Annotated in this window: 25 protein-coding genes; 12 read left to right on the top strand and 13 right to left on the bottom strand. The window is 38.8% G+C overall.

The window, feature by feature from the left end; translation table 11 throughout:
* Positions 1 to 15: 15 nt before the first annotated feature.
* The 4 genes from rng to tldD are packed head-to-tail and all read left to right on the top strand — an operon-like array spanning position 16 to position 7,822.
* Entirely contained in the window at positions 16 to 1,473 is a 1,458-nt protein-coding gene (gene rng, locus GAB14E_RS10785) for a ribonuclease G (RefSeq protein ID WP_033082524.1), read from the top strand.
* 50 nt (positions 1,474 to 1,523) lie between these two features.
* Complete coding sequence (locus GAB14E_RS10790) at positions 1,524 to 5,501, top strand: YhdP family protein (protein ID WP_033082523.1); 3,978 nt, start codon at positions 1,524 to 1,526, stop codon at positions 5,499 to 5,501.
* Positions 5,494 to 6,330: a carbon-nitrogen hydrolase family protein gene (locus GAB14E_RS10795; RefSeq protein ID WP_033082522.1), complete on the top strand. Its 837-nt coding sequence runs from the start codon at positions 5,494 to 5,496 to the stop codon at positions 6,328 to 6,330. The genes GAB14E_RS10790 and GAB14E_RS10795 overlap by 8 nt, the downstream gene beginning before the upstream one ends.
* Before the next feature lie 46 nt (positions 6,331 to 6,376).
* Complete coding sequence (gene tldD, locus GAB14E_RS10800) at positions 6,377 to 7,822, top strand: metalloprotease TldD (RefSeq protein ID WP_033082521.1); 1,446 nt, start codon at positions 6,377 to 6,379, stop codon at positions 7,820 to 7,822.
* Between the two features lie 111 nt (positions 7,823 to 7,933).
* Here tldD and yjgA read toward each other — a convergent pair whose 3' ends face one another.
* Positions 7,934 to 8,458: a ribosome biogenesis factor YjgA gene (gene yjgA / locus GAB14E_RS10805; RefSeq protein ID WP_033082558.1), complete on the bottom strand. Its 525-nt coding sequence runs from the start codon at positions 8,456 to 8,458 to the stop codon at positions 7,934 to 7,936.
* Between the two features lie 252 nt (positions 8,459 to 8,710).
* Between yjgA and pmbA the strand changes: the two genes are divergently transcribed.
* Positions 8,711 to 10,072, top strand: coding sequence for a metalloprotease PmbA (pmbA, locus tag GAB14E_RS10810; RefSeq protein WP_231562044.1), 1,362 nt, complete (start codon positions 8,711 to 8,713; stop codon positions 10,070 to 10,072).
* Positions 10,073 to 10,377: 305 nt separating this feature from the next.
* Here pmbA and mgtE read toward each other — a convergent pair whose 3' ends face one another.
* The 12 genes from mgtE to GAB14E_RS10870 form a co-directional block, all read right to left on the bottom strand.
* Complete coding sequence (mgtE, locus tag GAB14E_RS10815; RefSeq protein ID WP_033082520.1) at positions 10,378 to 11,736, bottom strand: magnesium transporter; 1,359 nt, start codon at positions 11,734 to 11,736, stop codon at positions 10,378 to 10,380.
* Between the two features lie 259 nt (positions 11,737 to 11,995).
* Positions 11,996 to 12,271 (bottom strand): HPr family phosphocarrier protein, encoded by a 276-nt coding sequence (locus GAB14E_RS10820; protein ID WP_033082519.1) that lies wholly within the window; start codon positions 12,269 to 12,271, stop codon positions 11,996 to 11,998.
* Between the two features lie 15 nt (positions 12,272 to 12,286).
* Entirely contained in the window at positions 12,287 to 13,141 is an 855-nt protein-coding gene (gene rapZ, locus GAB14E_RS10825; RefSeq protein WP_033082518.1) for an RNase adapter RapZ, read from the bottom strand.
* 43 nt (positions 13,142 to 13,184) lie between these two features.
* Complete coding sequence (ptsN, locus tag GAB14E_RS10830) at positions 13,185 to 13,637, bottom strand: PTS IIA-like nitrogen regulatory protein PtsN (protein WP_033082517.1); 453 nt, start codon at positions 13,635 to 13,637, stop codon at positions 13,185 to 13,187.
* A 107-nt stretch (positions 13,638 to 13,744) separates the two neighbouring features.
* Positions 13,745 to 14,032 (bottom strand): ribosome hibernation promoting factor, encoded by a 288-nt coding sequence (gene hpf / locus GAB14E_RS10835; protein WP_033082516.1) that lies wholly within the window; start codon positions 14,030 to 14,032, stop codon positions 13,745 to 13,747.
* 26 nt (positions 14,033 to 14,058) lie between these two features.
* Positions 14,059 to 15,576 carry an RNA polymerase factor sigma-54 gene (locus GAB14E_RS10840; protein WP_033082515.1) on the bottom strand — a complete coding sequence of 506 codons (1,518 nt, stop codon included), beginning with the start codon at positions 15,574 to 15,576 and terminating at the stop codon, positions 14,059 to 14,061.
* A gap of 133 nt (positions 15,577 to 15,709) precedes the next feature.
* Positions 15,710 to 16,453 (bottom strand): LPS export ABC transporter ATP-binding protein, encoded by a 744-nt coding sequence (gene lptB / locus GAB14E_RS10845; protein WP_033082514.1) that lies wholly within the window; start codon positions 16,451 to 16,453, stop codon positions 15,710 to 15,712.
* Position 16,454: 1 nt separating this feature from the next.
* Positions 16,455 to 17,093, bottom strand: coding sequence for a lipopolysaccharide transport periplasmic protein LptA (gene lptA / locus GAB14E_RS10850; protein ID WP_052093711.1), 639 nt, complete (start codon positions 17,091 to 17,093; stop codon positions 16,455 to 16,457).
* Positions 17,086 to 17,649, bottom strand: coding sequence for an LPS export ABC transporter periplasmic protein LptC (lptC, locus tag GAB14E_RS10855; RefSeq protein WP_033082513.1), 564 nt, complete (start codon positions 17,647 to 17,649; stop codon positions 17,086 to 17,088). Before lptC ends, lptA begins: the two co-directional genes overlap by 8 nt.
* Entirely contained in the window at positions 17,646 to 18,191 is a 546-nt protein-coding gene (gene kdsC, locus GAB14E_RS10860; protein WP_033082512.1) for a 3-deoxy-manno-octulosonate-8-phosphatase KdsC, read from the bottom strand. Before kdsC ends, lptC begins: the two co-directional genes overlap by 4 nt.
* On the bottom strand, positions 18,191 to 19,156 hold the full coding sequence (locus tag GAB14E_RS10865; protein WP_033082511.1) for a KpsF/GutQ family sugar-phosphate isomerase: 966 nt from the start codon (positions 19,154 to 19,156) through the stop codon (positions 18,191 to 18,193). The genes kdsC and GAB14E_RS10865 overlap by 1 nt, the downstream gene beginning before the upstream one ends.
* A 25-nt stretch (positions 19,157 to 19,181) precedes the next feature.
* A complete protein-coding gene (locus GAB14E_RS10870) occupies positions 19,182 to 20,162 on the bottom strand; it encodes a calcium/sodium antiporter (protein WP_033082510.1) in 981 nt (326 codons plus the stop codon).
* Between the two features lie 314 nt (positions 20,163 to 20,476).
* Here GAB14E_RS10870 and mlaF point away from each other — a divergent pair, with 314 nt between their 5' ends.
* From mlaF to murA, 7 genes are all read left to right on the top strand, one after another.
* Positions 20,477 to 21,307, top strand: a complete 831-nt coding sequence (gene mlaF / locus GAB14E_RS10875) for a phospholipid ABC transporter ATP-binding protein MlaF (protein WP_033082509.1) — start codon at positions 20,477 to 20,479, stop codon at positions 21,305 to 21,307.
* A 59-nt stretch (positions 21,308 to 21,366) separates the two neighbouring features.
* Positions 21,367 to 22,125, top strand: coding sequence for a lipid asymmetry maintenance ABC transporter permease subunit MlaE (gene mlaE, locus GAB14E_RS10880; RefSeq protein WP_414734062.1), 759 nt, complete (start codon positions 21,367 to 21,369; stop codon positions 22,123 to 22,125).
* Between the two features lie 83 nt (positions 22,126 to 22,208).
* Positions 22,209 to 22,682, top strand: coding sequence for an outer membrane lipid asymmetry maintenance protein MlaD (gene mlaD / locus GAB14E_RS10885; protein WP_033082507.1), 474 nt, complete (start codon positions 22,209 to 22,211; stop codon positions 22,680 to 22,682).
* Positions 22,675 to 23,475: an MlaC/ttg2D family ABC transporter substrate-binding protein gene (locus tag GAB14E_RS10890; protein ID WP_033082506.1), complete on the top strand. Its 801-nt coding sequence runs from the start codon at positions 22,675 to 22,677 to the stop codon at positions 23,473 to 23,475. Before mlaD ends, GAB14E_RS10890 begins: the two co-directional genes overlap by 8 nt.
* 3 nt (positions 23,476 to 23,478) lie before the next feature.
* On the top strand, positions 23,479 to 23,781 hold the full coding sequence (locus GAB14E_RS10895; protein WP_033082505.1) for an STAS domain-containing protein: 303 nt from the start codon (positions 23,479 to 23,481) through the stop codon (positions 23,779 to 23,781).
* Between the two features lie 41 nt (positions 23,782 to 23,822).
* Positions 23,823 to 24,083 carry a BolA family protein gene (locus GAB14E_RS10900; protein WP_033082504.1) on the top strand — a complete coding sequence of 87 codons (261 nt, stop codon included), beginning with the start codon at positions 23,823 to 23,825 and terminating at the stop codon, positions 24,081 to 24,083.
* A 111-nt stretch (positions 24,084 to 24,194) separates the two neighbouring features.
* Positions 24,195 to 25,457, top strand: a complete 1,263-nt coding sequence (gene murA / locus GAB14E_RS10905) for a UDP-N-acetylglucosamine 1-carboxyvinyltransferase (RefSeq protein ID WP_033082503.1) — start codon at positions 24,195 to 24,197, stop codon at positions 25,455 to 25,457.
* Positions 25,458 to 25,891: the final 434 nt, after the last annotated feature.

Here is a 25,891-nt window from a genome sequence, read left to right as displayed (position 1 = left end):
AAGTAAGGGCTATTTATGAGTGCAGAATTATTAATCAATGTTACTCCTAGCGAAACACGTGTTGCTTTGATCGAAAATGGTTCATTGCAAGAAGTACATATTGAACGACAAGCCAAGCGTGGCATTGTTGGTAATGTTTATCTAGGTAAAGTCATTCGTGTCTTGCCTGGTATGCAAGCCGCTTTTGTCGACATCAATTTAGATAAAGCCGCTTTTTTGCATGCCTCTGATATAAATAGCAAGCTGATATTAAAAGAAGAAACAGAGCAAGTACCTGATATTCGCTCCTTAGTCCATGAAGGTCAGCACATAATGGTACAAGTGGTAAAAGACCCGCTTGGCTCGAAAGGGGCACGGTTAACTACAGATATTACCGTTGCCTCTCGTTATTTAGTACTCATGCCTAATTCGCAACATGCGGGTATTTCTTTACGTATTGAAGATGAAAATGAACGAGAGCGATTAAAGAACATAGTCAGTCCTTATTGTGATGAACATCAAGGCTTTATTGTCCGTACTGCGGGCGAAGGCGCTGGCGAAATTGAATTACAACATGATGCGGAATTTTTACGTCGTGTATGGCAAAAAGTGTTAACACGTAAACAACGAAAACAAACCAATTTACCGCTTTATCAAGATTTATCACTATCATTTAGGGTTTTACGAGACTTTGTTGGCATAGATCTCGAGCGAATTCGTGTTGACTCTAAACTGACCTATGATGATCTAGCTGTTTTTACCCAAGAGTTTGTGCCTGAACTAACACCTTTATTAGAGTGTTACCCGGGTGAACGACCTATTTTTGATTTATTTTCCGTGGAAAATGAAATTCAGCGCGCACTACACCGTAAAATAGAGCTTAAATCAGGCGGTTACTTGATCATTGATCAAACTGAGGCCATGACTACTATAGATATTAATACGGGTGCTTTTGTTGGCCACCGGAATTTAGCTGATACCATTTTTAGTACTAATATCGAAGCTACACAAGTTATTGCTAGGCAACTTAGACTCAGGAATCTAGGTGGTATTATTATCGTTGACTTTATTGATATGCATAATGAGGATCATAAACGCCGTGTATTACACAGCTTGGATATGGCGATGAGTAAAGACAAGGTGAAATATAGTTTACATGGCTTTTCTGCCCTTGGCTTAGTTGAAATGACACGTCAACGTACCCGTGAAAGCTTAGAGCATATTTTATGTGGAGAATGCCCTCTTTGTACTGGTCGTGGTCATTTAAAAACAGTAGAAACAGTTTGTTTTGAAATACTTAGAGAAATTGTACGAGTGAATCGTGCCCATGATGCCGATAAGTTCACTGTTTACGCTGCAAGCGCTGTTAGTGAGTCCCTTGTTAATGATGAATACCATAACTTAGCTGAAGTTGAAGTTTTTATTGGTAAGTTGATTAAAGTACAAGCCGAACCCATGTATAATCAGGAACAATTTGACGTTGTTATGATGTGATCGTATTTGAACGATTTCTTCATAATATATATAGGATATTCTAAGTTTTAATGAGCATTGTAAGCATTTCCAACCGTTGGCTTAATCGCCTTTATAAAACAGTGGCCATTTTGTTGGTGCTGTTTGCGGTATTAATTAGTGCTTTTCGCTTATTTCTACCCTTTGTTCACCATTATAAACTTCCCCTACAAAACTATTTGAACGAAAAGTCTCAAGCGAATATTTCTATTGGTAGCTTAAGCATGACGTGGCAAAGGTCAGGTCCTGTTTTACTTATTGGTGATGTACAAGTACTTGAGACTAAAAGCGCTGCCGTGTTTATTAAGCAACTTGAACTTCAAGTTGATTTTTGGGCAAGTATTTCAACTCAAAACCTTATCTCGAAAAACTTGATACTGTCAGGAGCAACTGTCAATGTTTCAGAAAAACTGTGGCTAGGTAGAGAAGATAAAACGACTGTAGTGGTACCAGTAGAGGATAGTGAAACTAATGATATTGAAATTATTAGTGATCTTTTTTTAAATCGTATCGAACGCTTCTCTATTCGCGATAGTAAAATTATTGTCCGCAATAAAGCGATTACTCGAAGTATTAAGTTGAATCAATTACGCTGGTTAAATACCGGTGAGCGTCATCAAGCACAAGGCAGCGTAGTACTTAATGGTTTAAGTTCTAATAATTTACAGTTGAAATTAGACTTACAAGGGCAGCGAGGTAGCACACTTACCGGGCAAGTGTATTTACAAGCAAACCATATAGATATAACGCCCTGGTTAGATAATGTCTTGGTCCTCGATGATGATAAAACTAAAACAGATATCAACTTTTCTGCCTGGTTGCGTGTTAATGATAGTGAAGTTAACCGCTTACAAATAGATTTGTCACAAAGCAGTATGAGCTGGTCATTTGACAACGAAACTAAAAAACAAAAACTTGCCTTAGGGAAAGGGCAGGTTCTACTGGTAAAGGGTAAGTCAGAGAGCAGTTTTAAACTGTTTAGCACACCGCTATCTTTACAGTTCAACGAGCAACCTTCGCAACAATTTACCGTAATGTTAGCTAACCAAGCGAATGACTTTTCTTTACACTTGTCTGAAATTGATGTGCCAATGTTAGCGCAACTGGCCCCGTTAATTGTAGCAAAAAAAGAAACACGTAATTTACTTGCTGAAATGACCTTAACTGGAAAAATTGAAAACCTGTACATTCGTAACGTTAATAGTGAGCTGCAAATTGTTACCGGTTTTTCCCACTTTAATAACAGCTTTAGTCACGGCATTCCTGGTCTAGAAAATGTCTCAGGAGACTTGAGTTTTGTCGATAACTACTTATCAGTGAACTTTAACGCGGAACAGGGCGAGTTAGATTTTGACAAGTTGTTTGTGCAAGCCTTTCCTTATCAAAGTCTATCAGGTCAGTTTAATGTTGGCTTTAATGACCAAGGTTGGGAATTAACGGTTGAAGAGTTAGATTTCCTTTCTCAAGAAATCAACTTATCAGCACAAGTTAGGGTCGAAGCACCACTTGATGGCGAAGTAAATCTAGCCTTGTTAGCTCATGTCTCTAATGGTAATGCCGGCCTAGTAGGGCGGTATTTACCCTTGCCTATTATGAGTGAAAATTTAGTTGAGTATTTAAATGCTGCAGTGGTAACAGGTCGAGTTGAAAATGCGCAGGTACTTATAAACGGCCCAATTAGTCGTTTCCCTTTTACTGATGGCAGTGGGATTTTTGTTGTTGATGCGGAACTAAGTAAATCTGAGTTTAAATTTGTGGAAAATTGGCCTGCCATCACTGATTTTATTGCTAATCTGAATTTCACTAATAACGCCATGATGATTACTGGTAGAGGTGGTGATTTAACCGGGTTAGATGTCACCGGGGTGCGCGCCGGTATTGCCGACTTAGCTAATGGGCAAATTTTAACAGTTGATGCTGAGATAAAAGCTACAGATCCTCAATATATTGGAGACTTGATGAACCAAAGTCCCTTCCAAGATAGTGTCGGTAGTGTTTTGGAACAACTAGGTATCAGAGGTGAGGTGAGCGGAGAATTTCATTTAAACTTGCCACTGAATAATAATGAGCAAGCATTGGCTAGTGGCATTATCGAGTTTGATAATAACCAAGTTGCCTTGCAAACACCTAAAATGAATTTTAGTGAGGTACAAGGTCAGTTAAGTTTTAGTAATGATAAAATTACAACTAAAGATTTATCGCTAATTTGGCAAGGATTACCTATGTCCCTTGATATCAGCGGCATGGATAAAGACGATTATTACGATACAGATATTAAACTTTCTGGCCTTTGGCAAGAATTTGATTGGTTGCATCACGTGCCGAAACAATTACGACGTTATACTCAAGGTGAATTATCTTGGCAAGGGGAGTTATCTTTGCATCAGCACCACCAAGGTGGCTTTTCATATAATGCTAATTTCTCTTCAGATTTAGTGAGTGCTCAGCTTAACTTACCTGCACCCTATTTTAATAAATTCCAAGAGCAGCAGCAATTATCTGTACAAGTAAATGGTCAGTTGAAGCAGTCAAGAATAACGCTCAACTATGGCGATGAGATGCAATTCACTGGGGTATTAGAGCACGATAGTACTGCATTTAGTCGCGCCAACTTAATGCTTGGTAAGGGAACTATGGCATTGCCAAGTGACGGCTTTCATATCACCACTAAACTTGAATATGCTGATTTTTCTATGTGGCAGCCATTAATCAGTGATATTTTAGATAGCGTTAATCAACCCAACACAAGTATAAAGGCAAGTGATGAGTTAGAAAAACCAACGCCTTTTTTAGCTAAGCCGAAACGAATTAGAGGCTCGATTGGTCAGTTACAAATATTAGGCCAGCAACTTAATAATGTTTCTTTTAACTTGTTAGATAAACCAAATTGGTGGTTATTACAACTTAATGCGGCAGAAACACGCAGTCAAATAAAGATTTTTCCAGATTGGTTAGCTCAAGGCTTAGAGATTAATGCTGAGTTTTTAAGATTGGCTAGTGTTGAAGGTAAAACCGAAGATGGAACTGGATTACTTTCGACAGTTCCGCCACCAAACAAGCAGCCAGATAAAGCCGAAAACGATATCATTTTTGCTAATATACCGCCGTTAAAATTTCATTGTGATAGTTGTACTTTTGACACATTAGCGCTTGGTGTGGTTGATGTAAATATTAAGCGTGCTGATGATCAAACAATAGAATTTAGCAATTTCACTGCCAAGCGCGGGAAAACACAATTAACGCTAGCAGGTGAGTGGCTTCATAATGAGCAAGAATCAATAACCTCACTAACGGGCAACTTGTCTGTGGATGATGTTGAAACTGAATTGAAGGCTGCAGGTTATGACTCAATCATTAGAGACAGTGGCGCTAAAGTTGATGTAAACCTCAACTGGGCTGGAGGACTACATGATTTTGATCTAAGCAATACTAACGGCACTATTACTGGTCGTCTTGATGATGGCTATTTAGCGGATGTAAGTGATACAGCACGTATTTTTTCTATACTGAGTTTGCAATCCTTAGTGCGTAAGTTAACCCTTGATTTTCGTGACATTTTTAGCGATGGTATGTTTTACAGTAGTATCAAAGGCGATTATCAACTAACCCAGGGTCTTTTGACTACTGATAATACCGAAATGAACGGTACCGCAGGTAATTTGTTTATGACGGGGCACACCAACTTAGTCACTGGTGAGCTTGCCTATGACATGTCTTACAAGCCAGATCTAACTTCAAGTTTGCCTGTCTTAGCTTGGATTGCTACCTCTTTGAACCCAGTAACGTTTCTTGCTGGAGTTGCCATAGACCAAGTCGTTAGGTCGCAAGTGGTTTCTGAGTTTAAATTTGAGTTAACTGGCACGGTCGATGAACCTGTCTTCAAAGAAGTTGAGCGTAAAAGTAAGAGTATTAGTATAGAAAGTGCGGTACCGACTGAAGGTGCAAAACAAGATGAGTCAAAGTTAGATAAACTACCAGTAGTTAAAAATAATGAGGTAATTGATGGTTAAATTGACTGCGATCCAATTATCATCAGCGGCAAGTGTCGAGACTAATCTTGCAAAAATAGCTGAATTACTTACTAAAATTACAGAAGATAAAATAGCGGCTACCACAAAGAAACCCCAGCACTTAGTGGTATTGCCAGAGTGTTGCTTATATTTTGGCGGTAAAGATAGCGAACAACTGAGTTTGGCAAAAAAATCAGCTAAGACTAATGCGCTTTGTCAGGCTCTTGCAAATTTAGCCAAAAAATTTAAAGTATATTTAGTTGCTGGTACTATCCCCATTTTAACCCCGTCAGGTGAAAAATTTACTAACAGTAGCTGTATTTTTAATCCAAATGGTGAGTTAATAGGGCAATATGATAAAATTCATTTATTTGATGTTAATGTCAATGATAGTACTAACAGTTATTGTGAGTCACATTATACCCAAGCAGGTGAAAATATAGCGGTTGTTAATACTGCATTTGCTAACATAGGTTTATCGGTGTGTTTTGATTTACGTTTTCCCAATTTATTTCAACAATTGACAACATTGGGTGCAGAGATAATTACCGTACCAAGTGCTTTTACTAAAGTAACAGGCAAAGCACATTGGCAAACGTTATTACAAGCCAGAGCTATTGAAAATCAAGTGTATATTATTGCCGCAGGGCAAGAAGGTGTTCATGAAAATGGCCGTGAAACTTGGGGCCACTCAATGATCATCAATCCGTGGGGTGAAATCGAAAAAAGTATAGAAATTGGTGAAGGCTATATTAGTGTTGATTATCAAAAACAAGCCGTAACACGCATACGTCAAAGCATGCCTTTGCACTCGCCGCTGAGTAATTAATTACAGCAATTATAATTAAAGAACATAGAAGTAGAGCTCATACCCAATGAATAGTGTTGAAAAATCCTTATTAAGTGATAGTCATATTGATGATGAACTATTATCAAAAACCCTAAAAAGTATGATGGGGCGACAAGTTGATTACGCTGATTTATATTTCCAAGCAAGTCAGCATGAGAGCTGGGTTCTAGAAGATGGTATTGTTAAAGAAGGCTCTTATAACATTGAGCGTGGCGTTGGCGTAAGGGCAATATCAGGCGAAAAAACTGGCTTTGCTTATTCTGACGAAATTTCTCCTGAAGCGCTGCAACAAGCTGCAGATGCGGCAAAAGGTATTGCCGCTAGTGGCACAGGTGCAACAGTTAAAGCCTTTAGTCGTCAATCACCTATTCAGGTTTATCAATCGGTTGAACCACTTGGCAGTTTAACGCAAGAGCAAAAAATTGATTTGTTGCATCAGGTTGAAGCACATGCGCGTCAAGTTGATAGTCGGGTTAAACAGGTTATAGCCAGTTTATCAGGTGTATATGAAACTATTTTAGTCAGTGCCAGCGATGGTACTTATGGCACTGATATTCGTCCATTAGTGCGATTAAACTGTTCGGTATTAGTGGAAGAAAATGGTAAGCGTGAACGCGCAAGCGCTGGCGGTGGAGCCCGTACTGATTATAGTTACTTCTTTGAAGTTGAACCTGGGGCTGATAAAGCGCGCTATTTAGCTTATGCAGAAGAGTCGGTGCGACAAGCGTTAGTCAACTTAGTTGCCATTGAAGCGCCAGCAGGCACGTTTCCTGTAGTATTAGGAGCCGGTTGGCCGGGTGTATTATTACATGAAGCTGTAGGACATGGTTTAGAGGGTGACTTTAACCGTAAAGGCTCTTCAGCTTTTTCTGGTAAAGTTGGTCAGCAAGTTACGTCTGAGCTTTGTACTATTGTTGATGATGGTACATTACCTAATCGTCGAGGTTCGATATCAATTGATGATGAAGGTACTCCTGGTCAATATAATGTATTAATCGAAAAAGGTATTTTAAAAGGTTATATGCAAGATAAGCATAATGCCGGTTTAATGGGTGTAAACCCTACAGGTAATGGTAGACGTGAATCTTACGCTCATTTGCCTATGCCACGAATGACTAATACTTATATGTTAGCAGGAGAGTCTAGTCCTGAAGATATTATTAAGTCAGTGAAAAAAGGCATTTATGCACCAAACTTTGCCGGTGGTCAGGTAGATATCACATCTGGTAAGTTTGTTTTCACCAGCTCAGAGGCATATTTAATTGAAAATGGTGAAATAACGTCACCGGTTAAAGGCGCAACCTTAATAGGTAATGGACCTGAAGCAATGAAACGAATCAGTATGGTGGGTAATGACTTGAAACTAGATGCTGGCGTTGGTGTTTGTGGCAAAGATGGTCAAAGTATACCGGTAGGTGTAGGTCAACCAACACTGAAAGTTGATGAGATGACTATTGGTGGTACTCAGTAGCGAATATTAATAATTTAGCTTTGCTAGACTAACAAGCACTAAAATTTTTAGTGCTTGTTAGTCTTATACTTTTTTAACTACTTCGTTTATCCGTACTTTCAAGTGTATTCGTTAAGCATTTTCTTTAAGGTAGTTGAATAGATTTTTATAATGTTTGCCTAATTTCTCGGCCTTTTTCTCTTTCGCAGCATGGCGAATTAACTGTTTAATTTTCTGACGTTCGATTTGTGGAAACTCACTAATTAATGCTTCCACTGCATCTTTACCCTGCTCGATTAATTCATCTCTAATACTTTCTAAGCGAACAAATTTTGCTGTTTCTTGCTGATGTTTATTGGCCATTACTTCAATAGCGTGATTAATTGGCTCAAGGTCAGTCTCTAATAGAATCTTAGCTGTATGACGAATGTGGCGACGTAAAGCTTCGTGTTTGTTAGTGATCTTATCAGCTAAAATCATGGCATCTTTTAAGTCATCACTTAAGGGTAAACGACTACGTTGATGTTTAGACATTTCTATTAAGCTTTGGGCAAAATCTTGTAGATCATGCATTTCACGCTTTATTTCAGTTTTACTTTTTAATTCTTCTTCCAATTCTTCTGATGATTCGTCGATATCTTTGGCTGACTGGGGCATAATAATGTCTAATACCATGTTAAAATAAATAATAATTAGCCTTATTATATCACTAAATTAATTGACGCTGTGGATCTTTCGCGGTCAAGTTTTGTTCGAGGCAAGATGCATTATTCGCGGTAAGCGTTGTGTAGCTTAGTTATGCTATGCAACTACAATAAAATAACCTCAATAGTTCAATAGCACCTTAATACTAAGTTGCTGTTTAAGCTCTGTTACTCCTTAAAAAGAAAAGAGAAAGTAGAAACCAATATGACCCTAGCCTCTAAATCGCATGACCCAATGAATATTCAACTCAGCGAAGTTAAAGCGCGTGTTGCCACTGTACTCGAACTAGCCAAATCTCTTGGTGCAGATGGCGCTGAAGTGGCAATGAGCCGTCAACAAGGTTTAAGTGTCGGTACTCGCATGGGTGAAGTAGAAAATGTTGAGTTTACCAATGATGGTGCTTTAGGTATTACGGTTTACCGTGAAGGCCGAAAAGGCAGTGCTTCAACGGCTGACTTATCAGAGCAAGCACTGACTAAAACAGTAACGGCAGCGGTTAATATTGCTAAATATACCTCAGTAGATGATTGCTCTGGCCTAGCTGATAAGTCACTGTTGGCCATGCAACCACTTGATTTAGACTTATACCACCCTCAAGCAATAAGTACTGAGCAAGCGATTGAACTAGCAAAAGAATGTGAAGAAAGTGCATTAGGGGTTGACCCACGTATTAGCAATTCAGATGGTGCTAATTTCGATACCTTCTCTGGTTTTAAAGTCTATGGAAATAGTCATGGCCAGTTAGTAGGCTATCCAAGCACTCGTCATAGTTTAAGCTGTGTGATGATCGCCAGTGAAGATGAGCAAATGGAGCGTGATTATGCATATACAGTTAGTAGAGAGTTTTCTTTGCTCGATAGCGCTAAAGATATTGGTCTACAAGCCTCTAAAGAGGTGTTATCTCGTTTAAAACCACAAACAATACCTACAGGTAAAGTACCAGTATTATTTAGAGCTGATATTGCTAATACAATTTGGGGACATTTTATTGCTGCGATTAGCGGTGGTAATTTATATCGTAAATCATCTTTTTTACTTGATGCAATTGGTAATGATGTTTTTCCTAAGTTTTTAAATATTAGTGAAAGACCCCATATTGCAAAAGCATTAGCCAGTAGCGCTTTTGATAGCGAAGGCGTTTTAACAAAAGATCGTGAAATTATTACCGAAGGTGTTTTGCAGACTTATCTATTGACCAGTTACTCAGCACGTAAACTAGGTCTTACTACTACAGGCCATGCTGGTGGTATTCATAACTGGTTGGTAGATGCACAAGGTCATGATGGCAGTTTTGATGCTATGTTAAAGACCTTAGGCACGGGTTTGCTTGTCACTGAACTCATGGGTCAAGGAGTTAATGTGCTCAATGGCGATTACTCTCGCGGTGCGGCAGGATTTTGGGTCGAAAATGGTGAAATTGCCTACCCTGTAAGTGAAATAACCATAGCTGGAAATTTAGACAAAATGTTTAAAGGCATTGTTGCCGTTGGCTCTGATGTAGATATGCGCGGTAGTATCCGTACTGGCTCTATTTTGATTGATGAGATGCAAGTTGCCGGGCACTAGAAAGTAAGTCGGTTAGATAAACTACATACAAAAAAGCGCTATAAATGGTTTCATTGGTAGCGCTTTTTTGTAATGCTCTAACTAACCTGAACTCTGGATAAGCAGCACTTGCTCAATATTCCCCTTTATCCGATTCTCAGCGTTAAAACGTAGAGAAAGAACCTGTTATTCATAAACATTTTGCCTTGATAGTCGAATAAATTGAAACATTGATAGAGTATATCGCTACTTAATCTTGTTGCTAACAAGCTAAGTATTTGTTTTTACTTAAATATCAAGTGCTCATTATGCAGGGTTCAGGTTAACTATGTTAAAAGTAGGGTTGCGGTTCCGAGGAAAGCAAATATGCCCACTACATCAGTCACTGTAGTGATAATCACGCTACCCGCCAGCGCAGGGTCAATATTAAGACGTTTTAATAGCAATGGAATACTTACCCCCGCAAGCCCTGCGGCAGTCATATTCATTAACATAGCAAAGGCAATTACACCGCCGAGCATCAAGTCTTGTTTCCAAATAGCGACTACTGTAGCAATCAATGTCGCCCAAATAATACCATTTAAAAAGCCTATTGCTACTTCCTTACTCAACAGTGCACGAGCGTTACTGTCACCGACATGGCCTAACGCCATACCACGAATTACCAGTGTTAAGGTTTGATTACCAGCAACACCACCCATACTTGGTACTAAAGAATTTAGTACAGCTAAAATGGCTAATTGTTGAAAGACCCCTTCAAACATACTGGTGACAGCAACAGCCATTAATGCAGTGATAAGATTAACCCCAAGCCATAATGAGCGTTGTTTGGTACTTTTAATTACCGGAGCAAAGGTATCTGCCTCATCATCTAAGCCCGCCATACTCATCATGGAATGTTCGGCATTCTCACGGATAATATCAATAACATCATCAATAGTAATACGGCCAAGTAAATGACCAGCGTCATCGACAACGGGGGCTGAGAACCAATCATGACGCTCAAAGAGTTGCGCAACATCTTGCTCGTCCATATCTGCTTGCACCGCTTCAACTTCGGCATTAATTAAACTAGAAACGATAACTTCAGTTTTAGCAGTAACTATGGCAGCAAGTGACACTGCACCAATAAATTTATTATTACGGTCAACCACATAAAAGGAGTCAGTAGCATCAGGAAGATCACCCTTGAGACGTAAATAGCGTAAAACCACATCAACACTTACGTCAGGTCGTAAGGTGATGGTATCGGTATTCATTATGCCACCAGCAGTATCTTCCTCATAAGATAATGCTGCTTCAACTCGACTACGGTCTTGTGAGTCCATCGAGTTGAGTACTTGGTTAAAAATACTATCAGGTAGGGCACGTAAAACTTCAGCTAAATCATCAATGTCCATGCCTTCAGCAACAGCCGCGAGCTTTTCAGGCCGCATGCTTTTAATAATGCCTTTGCGGACTTCTTCATTAAGCTCTTCAAGCACCTCACCATGAAAGTCAGGATCAATGAGTTGCCACAATACAGGACGACTCTTTGACGTTGAAGACTCTAAAATTAAGGCTAAATCATAAGCAGGCATATGCTGTAGTAATTTTCGTACATAGACGAACATACCACTGCCAAGCGCTTCGTTGACTTGTTGTAACCTTTGTTGGTTATATTCTTGCTCTGATAATTCTGGCATAGCGACTCTGCTTCTTTAGTGTTTATTACACAGAAAACCCTCTAAAGAATGCATCGCTGGGAGAATGGCGAAACGGAGGGCTAATAAATGATAAAAAGAAAAACAGCTTTCATAAAAAACAGCTGAAAGTCAGTATAAGTTTATCGTAACTTAGTTGTTTTAGCAGCTTTTTTATCTTATGGCAGAGCTTTTATACAGTACTTATGACAAACAGATTAATGCTTGCTAAGCGGTTAATAAATAAGTCAGGTTGGGCTAGTTATTCCGCTTCATCAAACTTATCAGAAATCAGTTGGCATATTTCTGTTAAAGCCAATTGAGCATCTTGGCCTTGTGCGGTGATATTAACTGTTTTTCCCTGACCACCGGCTAATAACATTAGTGCCATAATACTACTTGCATCGGCTTCTTTACCTGCTAATTCAAGCATGATTTTTGCCGAAAATTTCTGGCTGAGTTGCGCTAGTTTAGTCGCTGCACGGGCGTGCAAGCCTAGCTTATTACAAATGGTCACTTGTTGAGTTACGACAGTCATTATTGTGTTCGTTTACTAAGTTGATTTAACATTGATATCTCTATGATGTGTTTGAATATCTTCACGTTCTTTGCGGAAATTTTTTGCCAACATTTCAGCGATATAGACCGATCTATGTTTACCACCGGTACAACCTATAGCTATGGTGACATAACTGCGATTATTTCGCTCTAAATGGGGTAACCATGTCATCATAAAGCTGTTAATTTGCCAAATAAACTTAGTAACAATAGCTTGGCTCGCTAAGAAGTCTCTTACTTCTTGATCGACGCCAGTTTTACCCTTCAGGGATTTTTCCCAAAAAGGGTTAGGCAAAAACCTTGCATCAAAAACATAATCGGCATCAACAGGGATACCATGTTTAAAGCCAAATGATTCAAATACTAATACCATAGCACCAGTTTTCTTACCTAAAATTCGCTCCCTAACTAAATCGGCCAGTTGATGAGGAGTAAGCTGACTGGTATTGATATACAAATCAGCGTTAGTTGATATGGGTTCTAATAACGACTTCTCTAGCGCAATTGCTTGTTCAAGGGCCATATTCTTTTTAATCAGCGGATGTAAGCGACGAGTTTCGCTAAAACGCCTGATTAAATCATTATCATCAGCATCAAGAAATAAAGTATTAACGTCTACCGCTTTAGGCAAATACGCAATAATTTCTGGAATATCCTGAGGATCTTCAGGTAAATTTCGAACATCTAGACTTACTGCAACGTTTTCGTAATCATTAATGACAGTATGCGTTAACGCCGGTAAGAGGTTAATGGGAATATTATCTACACAGTAATAGCCAAGATCTTCTAATACGCGTAGCGCAACTGACTTGCCCGAGCCTGAGCGGCCACTGACTATGATTAGTTTCATTTATTATATTCCGGATGCTTTGCTAACAGGCGACTATGTATTACTAGTTTGCTTGCTGAATTAAGTTATAGAGTGCCTGATTATCAGTGCATTTACGAACCTGCTTGATCATTTTCTTGTCACTGAACAATTTAGCAATACTTTGCAGTGTATTTAAATGTTCTTGGCAACTATTTTCTGGGACAAATAAGGCAATAAAAATATCTACATCTCTATTATCTATGGCATCAAAATCAATTGCATGTTTTGTGGTGATTAATACCGCAACTGCTTTATTTGTATTGGGCAATCGTCCATGAGGAATAGCAATGCCGTTACCTATGCCAGTACTGCCCATTTTCTCTCTATCCAGTAAGCTATCTAAAAGGTCATCTTGCTCTATATCACCGACATGGGTGGCAGCAAGTTGACAAATTTTTTCTAGGATACGCTTTTTACTGCTTACTGCTACATCACAACTGGTACAGTTTGTTGTTAATATTTCTGATAATTGCATAATACTGTTAATGGTTATTAGGCGCCGTATTGCTAAGTCATGTAGCTCAGGGCGCCAGATGTTATCGACTTTAATTACTTTAAAGTGTTTACAGAAAGTAACTCAATTTAATGATGAGAAACTTTAGCTTTGTGTTTAAGGATTTGTCGGTCAAGCTTGTCAACTAAGGTATCAATAGAGGCATACATGTCGGCGTTGATTGCCGAGGCAAATACTTCACCACCCTTCACGTGCACATTCGCTTCTGCTTTTTGGTTGAGTTTTTCAACAGTTAAGACTACATGAACGTTATTAATGTGATCAAAATGTCGCTCTAGCTTTGAAAATTTGCTATCAACATATTCGCGTAATGAACTTGTTACTTCTACATGGTGACCAGAAAGATTAATTTGCATAAGCACGATCCTTTTATTGTAGTGTTTTAAAGTAAACTCTTACGTTGGTTTGACGGTGGTATTGCTAATGACTCTCGGTATTTAGCAATTGTCCGTCTTGCCACTTTAATTCCCTGCTCGGCTAGTAAATCAGCCATTTTACTATCACTTAACGGTTTAGCAGGAGTTTCCGCCAAGATAAGCTTTTTAATTAATGAGCGAATTGCCGTAGACGAACACTCACCACCATTTTCTGTACTGACATGGCTAGAGAAGAAGTACTTCAATTCGAAGATTCCTCTGGGGGTGTGCATATACTTTTGCGTGGTAACCCGCGATATGGTCGACTCATGCATATCAACGGCTTCGGCAATGTCGTTCAATACCATAGGTCGCATTGCTTCAGCGCCATGCTCTAAAAAGCCTTGTTGACGCTGTACAATACAGTTGGATACTTTCAATAGGGTGTCATTGCGAGAATCTAAACTTTTAATAAACCATTTAGCCTCTTGCAAATTGGCTCTAATAAATTGACCATCGTTAGTTGAAGATTTCATTGTTTTAGACATTGCCGCGTATTGCTGGTTTATCGACAATTTTGGTGCCGTATCAGAATTTAGTTCAACCACCCAGCGACCATTTTTCTTTTCTACAGTAACATCGGGAATGACGTACTGATCATCACCTTTGACCACTGCATCACCAGGGCGTGGGTTTAAACTTTGAATTAAGCGCATTACTTCACGAAGCTGATCTTCTTTTAGTTTAGTTTTACGCATTAACTGACGATAATCTCGGTTACCTAGTAAATCAATATGTTCACTGATAATTAATTTACTTTCTTTTAAATAAGGGGTGTCGAGACTAAATTGATTCAACTGAATAAGTAAGCAGTCGGGAATTGAGCGGGCGGCAACACCAATAGGATCAAACATATTAATACGTTTTAAAACAGCTTCTACTTCATCAAGTTCGAGGCCATCAGTGCCAACACTTTCTAAAATATCTTCTGGAGATACTGTTAAATATCCAGCATCATCAACCGCTTCAATAATAGCAATGGCGATGGTTTTATCGGTATCGCTAAAGGGGGTTAATTCCATTTGCCATAATAAATGTCCTTGGATAGAGTCTGTAGTTTCACCTTGATAGGTATAATCATCTGCTGGGCTACTTACTGCGCCAGTATTGGAAACGCCAGCACTGTAACTATCTTCCCAAGTGGTATCTATATTAAGCTCTTCAGGAATATCACTTTTTTCCATGGCCTCAGTAGTACTGATTTCATCAATACTCGCTTTTTGTTCTTCACTGCCATCAGTAACAGGCTGATCAGCTGTTGTGTCAGTGACACTGGCTGAAAAAGCTTCCTCTAGGTTATTTTGTTCGTTGCTAGTTTCATCTTGTGCTTTTTCATCCAACTCAAGTAATGGGTTGCTCTCTAATACTTCTTGAATTTCTTGTTGTAGCTCTAACGTGGATAATTGCAGCAATTTAATCGCTTGCTGCAACTGCGGAGTCATGGTTAAGTGTTGTCCAATACGGAGCTGTAGTGTAGGGCGCATCTAGAGTATATGGTATCCTATTTATTATTCTTTGAAGTCACTGTTAACATATTGAGTAACTACTTCACTATTAAATTGTTCTGACTAAGCTTATTAAGTTATAGCTTAACTTACACCTAAACTTATAGAGTAACTATAGCGTGAATTGTTCACCTAGGTATACGTCTCTGACTTTTTGATTAGCAAGAATTTGATCTGCGTTACCTTGAGCAATAATTTCACCGTGACTAACGATGTAAGCATGCTCACAGACGTCTAACGTTTCTCTTACATTATGATCAGTGATTAATATACCTATGCCGCGTTGCTTTAATTGTAAGATGATTTTTTTAATGTCGCCAACCGAAATAGGATCTACACCGGCAAAAGGTTCATCTAATAAAATAAATTGCGGATCTGCTGCTAATGCTCGGGCAATTTCTACCCGCCGCCTTTCGCCACCAGATAAGCTCATACCAGTATTATCTTTGATATGACAAATATTAAACTCTTCTAGCAGATGTTCAAGCTTTTCAGCACGCTGTGCTTCATTAAGTTCTTTACGGGTTTGCAATATCGCCATGATATTGTCGGTAACTGTAAGCTTTCTGAAAATGGAAGCCTCTTGCGGCAAGTATCCTATACCGCTGCGAGCTCTTTCATGCATAGGGGCTAGTGTTAAATCTTGGCCATTAAGCTTAATCGAACCATTGTCATTAGGTACCAAGCCAACAATCATATAAAAGGACGTTGTTTTACCGGCGCCATTTGGTCCTAATAAACCAACTATTTGTCCTGCATTTACTTGTAAACTAACATTTTTTACTACTTGTCTACTTTTATAAGACTTTGATAAACCCTCAGCAGTTAATGTGTTTACTGGGGGGGGGGTATCCATATTAGTTACCACTGCCATTACCCTTTTGTTCAGTTTCTTTTTCTATTACTTTTTCTTCTTTAGATTTTTCGTGAGTTTCTTTTTGTTTTTTTAGAATCGTTGGTTGTAAAACGGTAGTAACAGACTGGTTGTCGGCGCTTTGAGCTTCTAATCTTTCGCTTAAAGTATTGTAAGTAATTTCATTGCCACTGACCTCACTGCCTGCTTGTTTGACTAAGGCATTGCCTGATATCTTAATGGTATTCGAATTTGGAATATAAGTTATTTCATTGGCTTGTAATTTAATTAAGCTACCGTCTTCTAGCTGCTGTTGAAATATTGCCGGCTTACCCTTGGCTAAGTAGGTATCATTTTTTTCACCACTTTCCTTATCGACAAGACTAAAAACTTTTACTATATCTGCGGTAATTGAGATAGAACCTTGACGAATACTGACATTATCTAAGTAACTAGCGATTTTATTTTTAAGGTCGGCAGATTGTCGTTGCGATTTAATGGTAATTTCTTGCTCTAAATCTTTTTTAGCCGCTTGAGCGGGATTAAAAATTACCAGGCTACAAGCTAGTGCTAATACTTTGAAAGTATTATGTGTGAAGATATTACCCTTGAAGGCAATACGGCTTAAATTAGTTTTAATCATTTTTTTTATAAATAGTGCGTTCATGCTGAGTTAGGGTCATTTGTTTAGTGTTTAAATCGATAATTAAGCCTGAGCCGTACATGGTGAAGTCTTTGCCGATCACGACTACAGCTTGCTCTGAACTAATTATGTTGGTTTTTAAATCTAATGCGATCGTTTTACAATGAATCTCTTTTATTAAACTGTCTACTTCAGTCGCTTTAATCTGTACTTGATTTTTCAGTTCGACTCGGTTGTCTTTATACAGTGTTGCTTCCTGCGCACTGATTTTCCAGGGTTGACCTTGTTTTTGCGGATACAGGGTATAATTTGGTGACTCAAAGAAGCTGACCTCTAAATCAGCATAGTGTTCCATGCGGTCGGCTTCAATAGTATGCGATAATAGCCCCGAGTCACTATAAATTTTACTTTGTAATTGCTCTGCAATAAAGTCAGGTCGTTGTTCGTCAACTATTAAGGTGTCTTGCTCTATTGAAGCAGTTCGCCATTCAATAATGCCATATATTAACGAGCTAAGCAGTAAGACAAATAGCGCTAGGCTATTTAATCTATTCATATACTCGCGCCTGTAGCACTGGTTAAACTACCCTGGCTTTGCATGATTAAATCACAAGTTTCCCGAACAGCGCCAAAACCACCGCGGGTAAAGGTTATATAATCTGCACTACGAAGTACTAAGGGATGTGCATCTGAAACACTAATACCGAGGCCAACAGCTTCAATACAAGCTAAATCAGGTACGTCATCACCTATGTAAGCAGCTTGATTAAGTTCAAGACCTAATTGTTGAGTTAACTCGATTAATGCCGGTAACTTATCTTCTTGACCTTGGATAATATGCGCTACATGTAAAGCTTTCATGCGATTCTCTACAATAGCAGAATTTCTGCCAGTAATAATTGCGACAGCAACGCCACTTGCGCCTAAAGCTTTGATACCAAAGCCATCCTTAGTATGAAAAGCTTTTAGCTCTTCACCATCATTACCTAAATATATCCTACCATCAGAAAATACACCATCTACGTCACAGACTAGCAACTTTATTTGTTCCGCTTTAGCTAAAATATTGCCGTGGACATCGCCATATAAAGTATTCATTAAAGTACTCCTGAACTTAATAGGTCATGCATATTCATTGCGCCAACTGGGGTATTGTTGTCATCAACAATAATAAGGCCATTAATCTTTTTATCTTCCATTATCTTCAGAGCTTGTGCAGCAAGCATATCACTTTGCGCTACACTAGGGTTGTGCGTCATTACGGTGCTGATACTATCACTGTGTATATCTATTCTATTATCTAATACCCGCCTAAGGTCGCCATCAGTGAATAAGCCGACGAGTTGTTGTTGCTTATTAATTATTGCAGTCATGCCTAAACCCTTTAGTGACATTTCAACCAAGGCATCTTTAATAAGTGCATGTTCATAAACTACTGGAACACGTTCACCTTGATGCATAATATCGTTTAGGCGCAGTAATAGCCGTTTACCTAAACTACCTCCAGGGTGAGATAAGGCGAAATCATCAGCAGTAAAATCACGGGCATTTAATAAGGCGACAGCCAAGGCATCGCCCATTACTAAAGTGGCGGTTGTGCTTGACGTAGGTGCTAAACCAAGTGGGCAAGCCTCAGCCGAAACTTTGATACAAATATGAGTGTCGGCTAATTTTGCTAACGTTGACTCAGTATTACCAGTCATTGAAATCAATTTAGCGCCAATGCGTTTAATGACAGGGATGATGGCGAGTACTTCACTGGTTTCACCTGAATTAGATATGGTTAAAACTACATCATTACTGGTAATCATGCCTAAGTCGCCATGACTGGCTTCACCTGGGTGGACAAAAAATGCGGGTGTACCAGTACTGGCAAGCGTAGCAGCAATTTTACCGCCAATATGGCCGGACTTACCCATACCAATAACGATGACGCGACCTTTACAATGAAACATTAGTTGGCAGGCTAACTCAAAGCTATCATCAATATATTGCACTAGTTCAGCAATAGCTTGCTGCTCAATCTCAATTACATTTTTTGCTAATTCTTTGAAATCTTTCATAATTATTTATATGTATCAACTTTTATTAGGACAATTGACTAAAAAGTAATGCTTGATAAGCGATAAAGCTTAACAGTAATAATGCACCTTTGGCACGAGTAATTCTAAATGCTCCTAATCGGCGGCTAAAACATAAAATAAATAACAATAAAGTAACACCTAACATATAAGGTGCATCTCTACTGGCGGCCAAGGCATCAATATTGCCCGGAGCAATCAGGCCAGCTATAGGTAAAACGGCTAAAATATTAAAGATATTTGAGCCAATAATATTACCTAAGGCCAAATCATCTTCTTTTTTGATAATGCTCATAATGCTGGCAGCAAGCTCTGGCAAACTAGTACCTATGGCAATAATAGTTAAACCAATAACTAAGTCACTAATACCATATGCTTTAGCAATAAATACCGAAGAATCCACTAAAAAACTAGCACTTAATGGTAATAAAATGATACCAACACCTAACCACAGTAAAGATAATTTCATACTTACTGCCGCTGCGACATCTTGTTCAGCTTCTATAATAAGTGGGTCGTTACTAGGTTTACCCTGGGTTTTATTTAGCGTAATAACAAGTAAGGTGATGATGTAAATAGCAAAGCCTGAAATTAAAATAAGACCTTCAATAAAACTGAAGTGGTTATCAATAAGTAGCCAATAACCTAGAGCGGTCACCGCTAAAATAAGTGGGATTTCTCGTTTTATAGTTTGTGATGAAACCGTTAAAGGTTGTAATAATGCGGTGATACCAAGTACCAAAGCTATATTGGTAATGTTTGAGCCAATGGCATTACCAATGGCGGTATCAGGGTTGCCTTGTAGTGATGCTGTTGCAGCTACCATCATTTCAGGTGCTGAAGAGCCCATGGCGACAATGGTTAAACCAATTATCATTGGTGAAATACCTAAATTTCTTGCTAACGATGAAGCGCCAAAGACAAATTTATCTGCGCTCCAAACTAAAACAACAAGGGCAATAAGTAATATAAAAATTTGTTCAAGCATTAATGACTCCATGGTGATACCAAGTCGGCTGAGTTGGGAGCTAACTTAATCGAATTGGTATTAAGGGTAAATTGTCGCTGGTTGTTGAGCAAAAAAGAAGTAAATTTTGCTACCAAAAGGAAAATAATATTCTTTTGCCTTACTTTTGAGCATATTTGAACAGTTTCTTACAAATCAACTAAGCATTCTTACATTTATTACGCCGTATTTTGTTTATTTCTAATGAAGAATTGTCTCCGCTCAGGTAAAATCAACGCTATTAATAGAATTTATATTGCTGACTTAAGCGATTAAAAAAACAGTGACGTTGAACAATGGCAAACTCCGCAACAACAGTAAATTTGGTTGAAATTGAAAACTTGACCTTTAAACGAGGTGAGCGTGTCATTTATGATGATATCAGCTTGTCTATTCCTAAAGGAAAAGTTACAGCAATTATGGGGCCAAGTGGTATTGGGAAAACGACATTACTACGTTTAATTGGCGGTCAAATAAAGCCTGAAAGCGGTAATATACTTTTCGATGGAAAAAATATTCCTTTATTATCCCGTGCAAAGTTGTATGAAGCGCGCAAACATATGAGCATGCTTTTTCAAAGTGGTGCATTATTTACTGAAATGAGTGTTTTTGACAATATCGCTTTTCCTATTAGAGAGCATACACAATTATCAGAAGCTATCATTGAAAAAATAGTCTTGATGAAGCTCGAAGCTGTTGGTTTACGTGGGGCAAGACATTTACAACCCAGTGAGCTTTCTGGTGGTATGGCCCGTAGGGTCGCGTTGGCTCGAGCGATAGCCTTAGATCCTGAATTGATTTTGTATGATGAGCCTTTTGCCGGTCAAGACCCTATTTCAATGGGCGTTATTGTTCGTTTGATACGTTCATTAAGTGATGCATTAGGGTTAACTTCTGTGGTGGTATCACATGACGTACCAGAAGTGATGAGTATTGCCGATTATATTTATATTGTTGCCGAAAAGAAAGTTATTGGTCATGGTACGCCTGAACAAATTCGCCAAGATACCTCGCCCTTGGTGCAACAATTTGTTAAAGGGGAGGCCGATGGCGCTGTACCTTTTCATTATGATGCCCCTCCTTATGCAGATGAACTTATCAAAGCAACCTCAAGAAGAGTGAGATAAATGATCCTTATTCGATGTATTAAAACGAGAGGCATTAGTTAGTGCAGCAGTTACACTTTTTGGGCAAAACAACCCTTAGCATGATCAGCGGTTTAGGCAGGGCAGTAATTTTATTAATATCTGCTTTGGTACATGTTCCTAACGTACATAAAGGCACTCCTTTACTGATGCAACAGTTATACAGTGTCGGTGTTTTATCGTTATTAATAATAATAGTATCAGGCACCTTTATTGGTATGGTACTAGCTTTACAAGGCTATACAATTCTTGTCGGTTATGGTGCAGAAGCGAGTTTGGGCCCTATGGTTGCCTTATCGCTTTTAAGAGAGCTTGGTCCTGTAGTTGCTGCGTTATTATTTGCAGGCCGAGCTGGCTCTGCATTAACAGCTGAAATAGGTTTGATGAAAGCAACTGAACAGTTGTCGAGCCTAGAGATGATGGCCATTGACCCGCTAAGACGAATAATAGCGCCACGGTTTTGGGCTGGTTTTATCAGTCTCCCTTTATTAGCCGCTATTTTCTCTATGGTTGGCATACTTGGCGCTCATATTGTTGGTGTTGACTGGTTAGGGGTAGATGGCGGTACATTTTGGTCGGTGATGCAAGATCAAGTCGATTTTGAAAAAGATATCCTTAACGGCATTATAAAAAGCATTGTTTTTGCTTTTGTCGTTATGTGGATAGCTGTATACAAGGGCTATGATTGTGAGCCAACCTCTGAAGGTATTAGTCGGGCGACTACTTCAACCGTGGTACAATCCTCATTATTAGTATTATTTTTAGATTTCATATTAACGGCGTTAATGTTCGTAAAATAACTTCCTCCTTGCTGTTAAGTCAAGTTGTGGTTCCGTTAGAAGTATATTGTTGAATTTTTTATTACAAGGCGTTGGTGAAAGACATGGTGTCGAAGAAAATAGAATTATTAGTCGGTTTGTTTATGGCATTAGGCCTTGGGGCCTTATTGATGTTGTCGCTTAAAGTAGCAGATACAGGCATTGGCGGTGGTGGTGAAAGTTACCAGCTATTTGCTAAATTTGACAATATCGGTGGTTTAAAAGTTCGCTCACCGATTAAAGTCGGTGGTGTTGTAGTTGGCCGTGTTAGTGATATTTCCTTAGATATAGAGGACTATACTCCTGTGGTTACTCTTGAAATATACACTCAATACAATGAATTTTCAGAAGCCACCTCTGTGGCAATTTTAACCGCTGGTCTGTTAGGTGAACAGTATTTAGGTATTCAGCCCGGCTTTGTTGACGAGTCGGTTGATACCCTACAGCCTGGTGATTTTATTGAAGATACAAAACCTGCACTAGTATTAGAAGAATTAATAGGACAATTTTTATTTAGCCAAGGAAGTGGTGATGATTAAGCAAGTGAGTGTAAGTAAATTATTTAACAATAGCCGTCAGGGCAGATTTTCTCTTAGTTTAATGATAAGTATAATCATAGGTATTATATTTAGTCACAATGCTATTGCTAATAGTGAAGTAGAGGCAACTAAGCTTCCTACCCAGTCTACAGCGCTGGCGACAGAGTCAACAAGGCTGACGGTCGACCAAAGTAACCCCTATATTATGGTGCAAGGCGCGGCTGAGCAAACGTTCAAACGTTTTGCAGCAGAGCAACAAGCGATTAAAGTCAACCCTAATTTATTGAAAGACATTGTTCGAGAAGAGTTAATGCCTTATATCAATTATAAATACTCTGCATTTAAAGTTATTGGCAAGCACTTAAAGAAAACTACCGATGCTGAGCGAAGAGCATTTGTGCCGGTTTTTCGTGAGTACTTAGTAACCTCTTATGCACAAGTCTTTACTTTGTATGATAATCAGGCTGTGAAATTCTCTCCTGAAAAGTCATTTACTGGCAAAAGAATTGTAGCAGTGAATACGCGAATTATCATGCCGGGTAGAGATAACATAGATGTCGCTTTTAAAGTGAGACTTGATAAAAAGACTAAAAAGTGGCAAGCATTTGATATGGTAGCCGAAGGGGTGAGTTTACTTGATTCAAAGCAAGCGGAGTTAGGTAGTATCATAAGACAGAAAGGCTTACCGTATGTTACTGAGCTTTTAAAAAGAAAAAGTGCCAGTGATATAGTTTTTAAAAACCGTACCGCAAAAGATAAAAGTACAGCGGCTAAAAAAGAACAACAAGGGTAAATCGTGACCAAAGCAAATATAGCCTTAAACCATGGTACTCTGACTATCTCAGGTGAGTTAAGTCGTCATAGTGTTGCTCAAATCAAAAAGAACGAGTACGTTGGTTGGTTTGCACACGGCGCTGTTAATGTTGACCTAAGCAAAGTGAGTAAAGCCGATACGGCAGGTCTGGCATGGTTGTTTTACCTGTTAGAGCAGGCTTCGCTTCATTCTTGCCAGCTAAATTTTAGTAATATACCTGAAAAATTAACTAAACTAATTGCCCTAAGTGGTGTAGACGGTTTATTGCCTACAACTTGTGATTAGTATAAATAATAAATAATAAATAATAAATTAAGGAGAATCTCTTGGACGTTAGTGAGATTGAAGAATTAGTAAGTACATTAATAAATGATGCAATCGACCTTGATGAAGTGCATGTAACTTTCGATGGCTCTCAGTGTCGTATTAATGCGGTAAGTGATATGTTTGATGACTTAAGTCGAGTAAAGCGTCAACAAGCGGTATTGAAGCCGTTAGCTGAGATCATCAAAAATGGCACTGTGCACGCAATAACAGTCAAAACGTTTAGCAAAGCTCAGTGGAAACGCGATAAATTATTTAATTAATAGTTAAGTTGTTACTAAATTGTTTTTTTAATGCCTAGTTTTTTAATGCTGGGCATTTTTGTGTATACTGGCTCGATATTTTTTAATCATTTTAAGTAAGTAGTAGTTATTTTGGACGCATTTAAAGTTATTGGTGGTAAACCACTTCGCGGCGATGTCGTGATTTCTGGAGCAAAAAACGCTGCTCTTCCTATTTTAATGTCGGCGTTATTATCTAAAACGCCAATTGTTTTTAGTAACGTGCCACAATTAAATGATATTTTAACTACGGTTAAGTTATTAGGTCAATTAGGTGCTAAGACTGACTGGCTTGGTCAAGACAAGTTAATGATTGATGCTAGTAGTATTGATGTTTGTCGCGCACCTTATGACTTAGTTAAAACTATGCGTGCATCAATCTTAGTTTTGGGGCCGTTACTTGCACGGATGGGTCACGCTGAAGTCTCTTTACCGGGAGGCTGTGCTATCGGAGCAAGACCTGTTAACTTGCATATCCAAGGCTTAAAATTGATGGGTGCAGATATTACCGTAGAAGACGGTTATATTGTTGCTAAAAACAAGGGCCGTTTATCGGGTGCAACTATTTTTATGGACACGGTTAGTGTAACCGGCACTGAAAACTTAATGATGGCAGCGGCACTAGCCGAAGGCGTTACGGTTATTGAAAATGCAGCACGTGAACCTGAAATTGTTGATCTTGCTAACTGTTTAATCAGCATGGGCGCTAAAATCAGCGGTGCTGGCACTGACACATTAACTATTGAAGGTGTTAGCGAACTTTTCGGTAATGAATATACAGTTATGCCTGATCGAATTGAAACAGGTACTTTTTTGGTTGCTGCTGCGGTCACTCAAGGCCACATCAAGTGTTTAAATACCGACCCAACCGCTTTAGACGCTGTTTTAAGTAAATTACAAGAAGCTGGTGCAATCATCACCACAGGTGATGATTGGATTGAGCTTAAGATGACAGCCCCAGCTAAAGCAGTTAACGTTAGGACGGCGCCTCACCCTGCTTTCCCTACCGATATGCAAGCACAGTTTATGACTATGAATGTGTTAGCTGAAGGTACTGCAACGGTAATCGAAACTATTTTTGAAAACCGCTTTATGCATGTACCAGAGTTACAACGCATGGGCGCAGATATTACTTTAGAAGGCAATACAGCCATCGTTAAAGGCGTTACTAGCCTTAATGGTGCTCAGGTGATGGCAACTGATTTACGGGCTTCTGCGAGCCTAGTGATTGCTGGTTTAGTAGCTAAGTCACCAACGCAAGTTGATCGTATTTATCATATTGACCGTGGTTACCTGTGTATTGAAGATAAGTTGCAAGGTTTAGGTGCGGATATTACCCGTATTAAAGTGGACTAGTTACCTAGGCAACTAAGGTTAGTGTATACACACTGCTGAATAATTCTTTTAAGAGACTAGCACTTTATCAGTTCTAGTCTTTTTTTATGCGTGTTTGTTGTAAGGTAAATCAGGTCAAGGAAGATCTTTTAAAGATAATAATACGGACTCCGTTAGCCAGGACTCTGGATAATGGGTGCTTGGTCTTTAAGTAAAAATAAAAACTTACGGTTATTAAAATTAAATTTACCGGATTAAATAACGATATGCTCTATCAATGTTTCAATTCATTCGATTATAAAAGCAAAACGTTTATGAATAACTGGTTATTTATCGACATTTTAAGGCTGATAATTGGATAAAGGAGGATGTTGAGTAAGTACTGTTTATTCAAAGTTCAGGTTAATTATCATAATTAGATATTTACAGACAATAAAAAAGGACATCCTTTTCAG

Source organism: Colwellia psychrerythraea, from assembly GCF_000764185.1.
Taxonomy (GTDB): domain Bacteria; phylum Pseudomonadota; class Gammaproteobacteria; order Enterobacterales; family Alteromonadaceae; genus Colwellia; species Colwellia psychrerythraea_B.
Note: the sequence above shows the minus strand (reverse complement) of the source record. Positions and strands in the feature narration are given on the sequence as shown.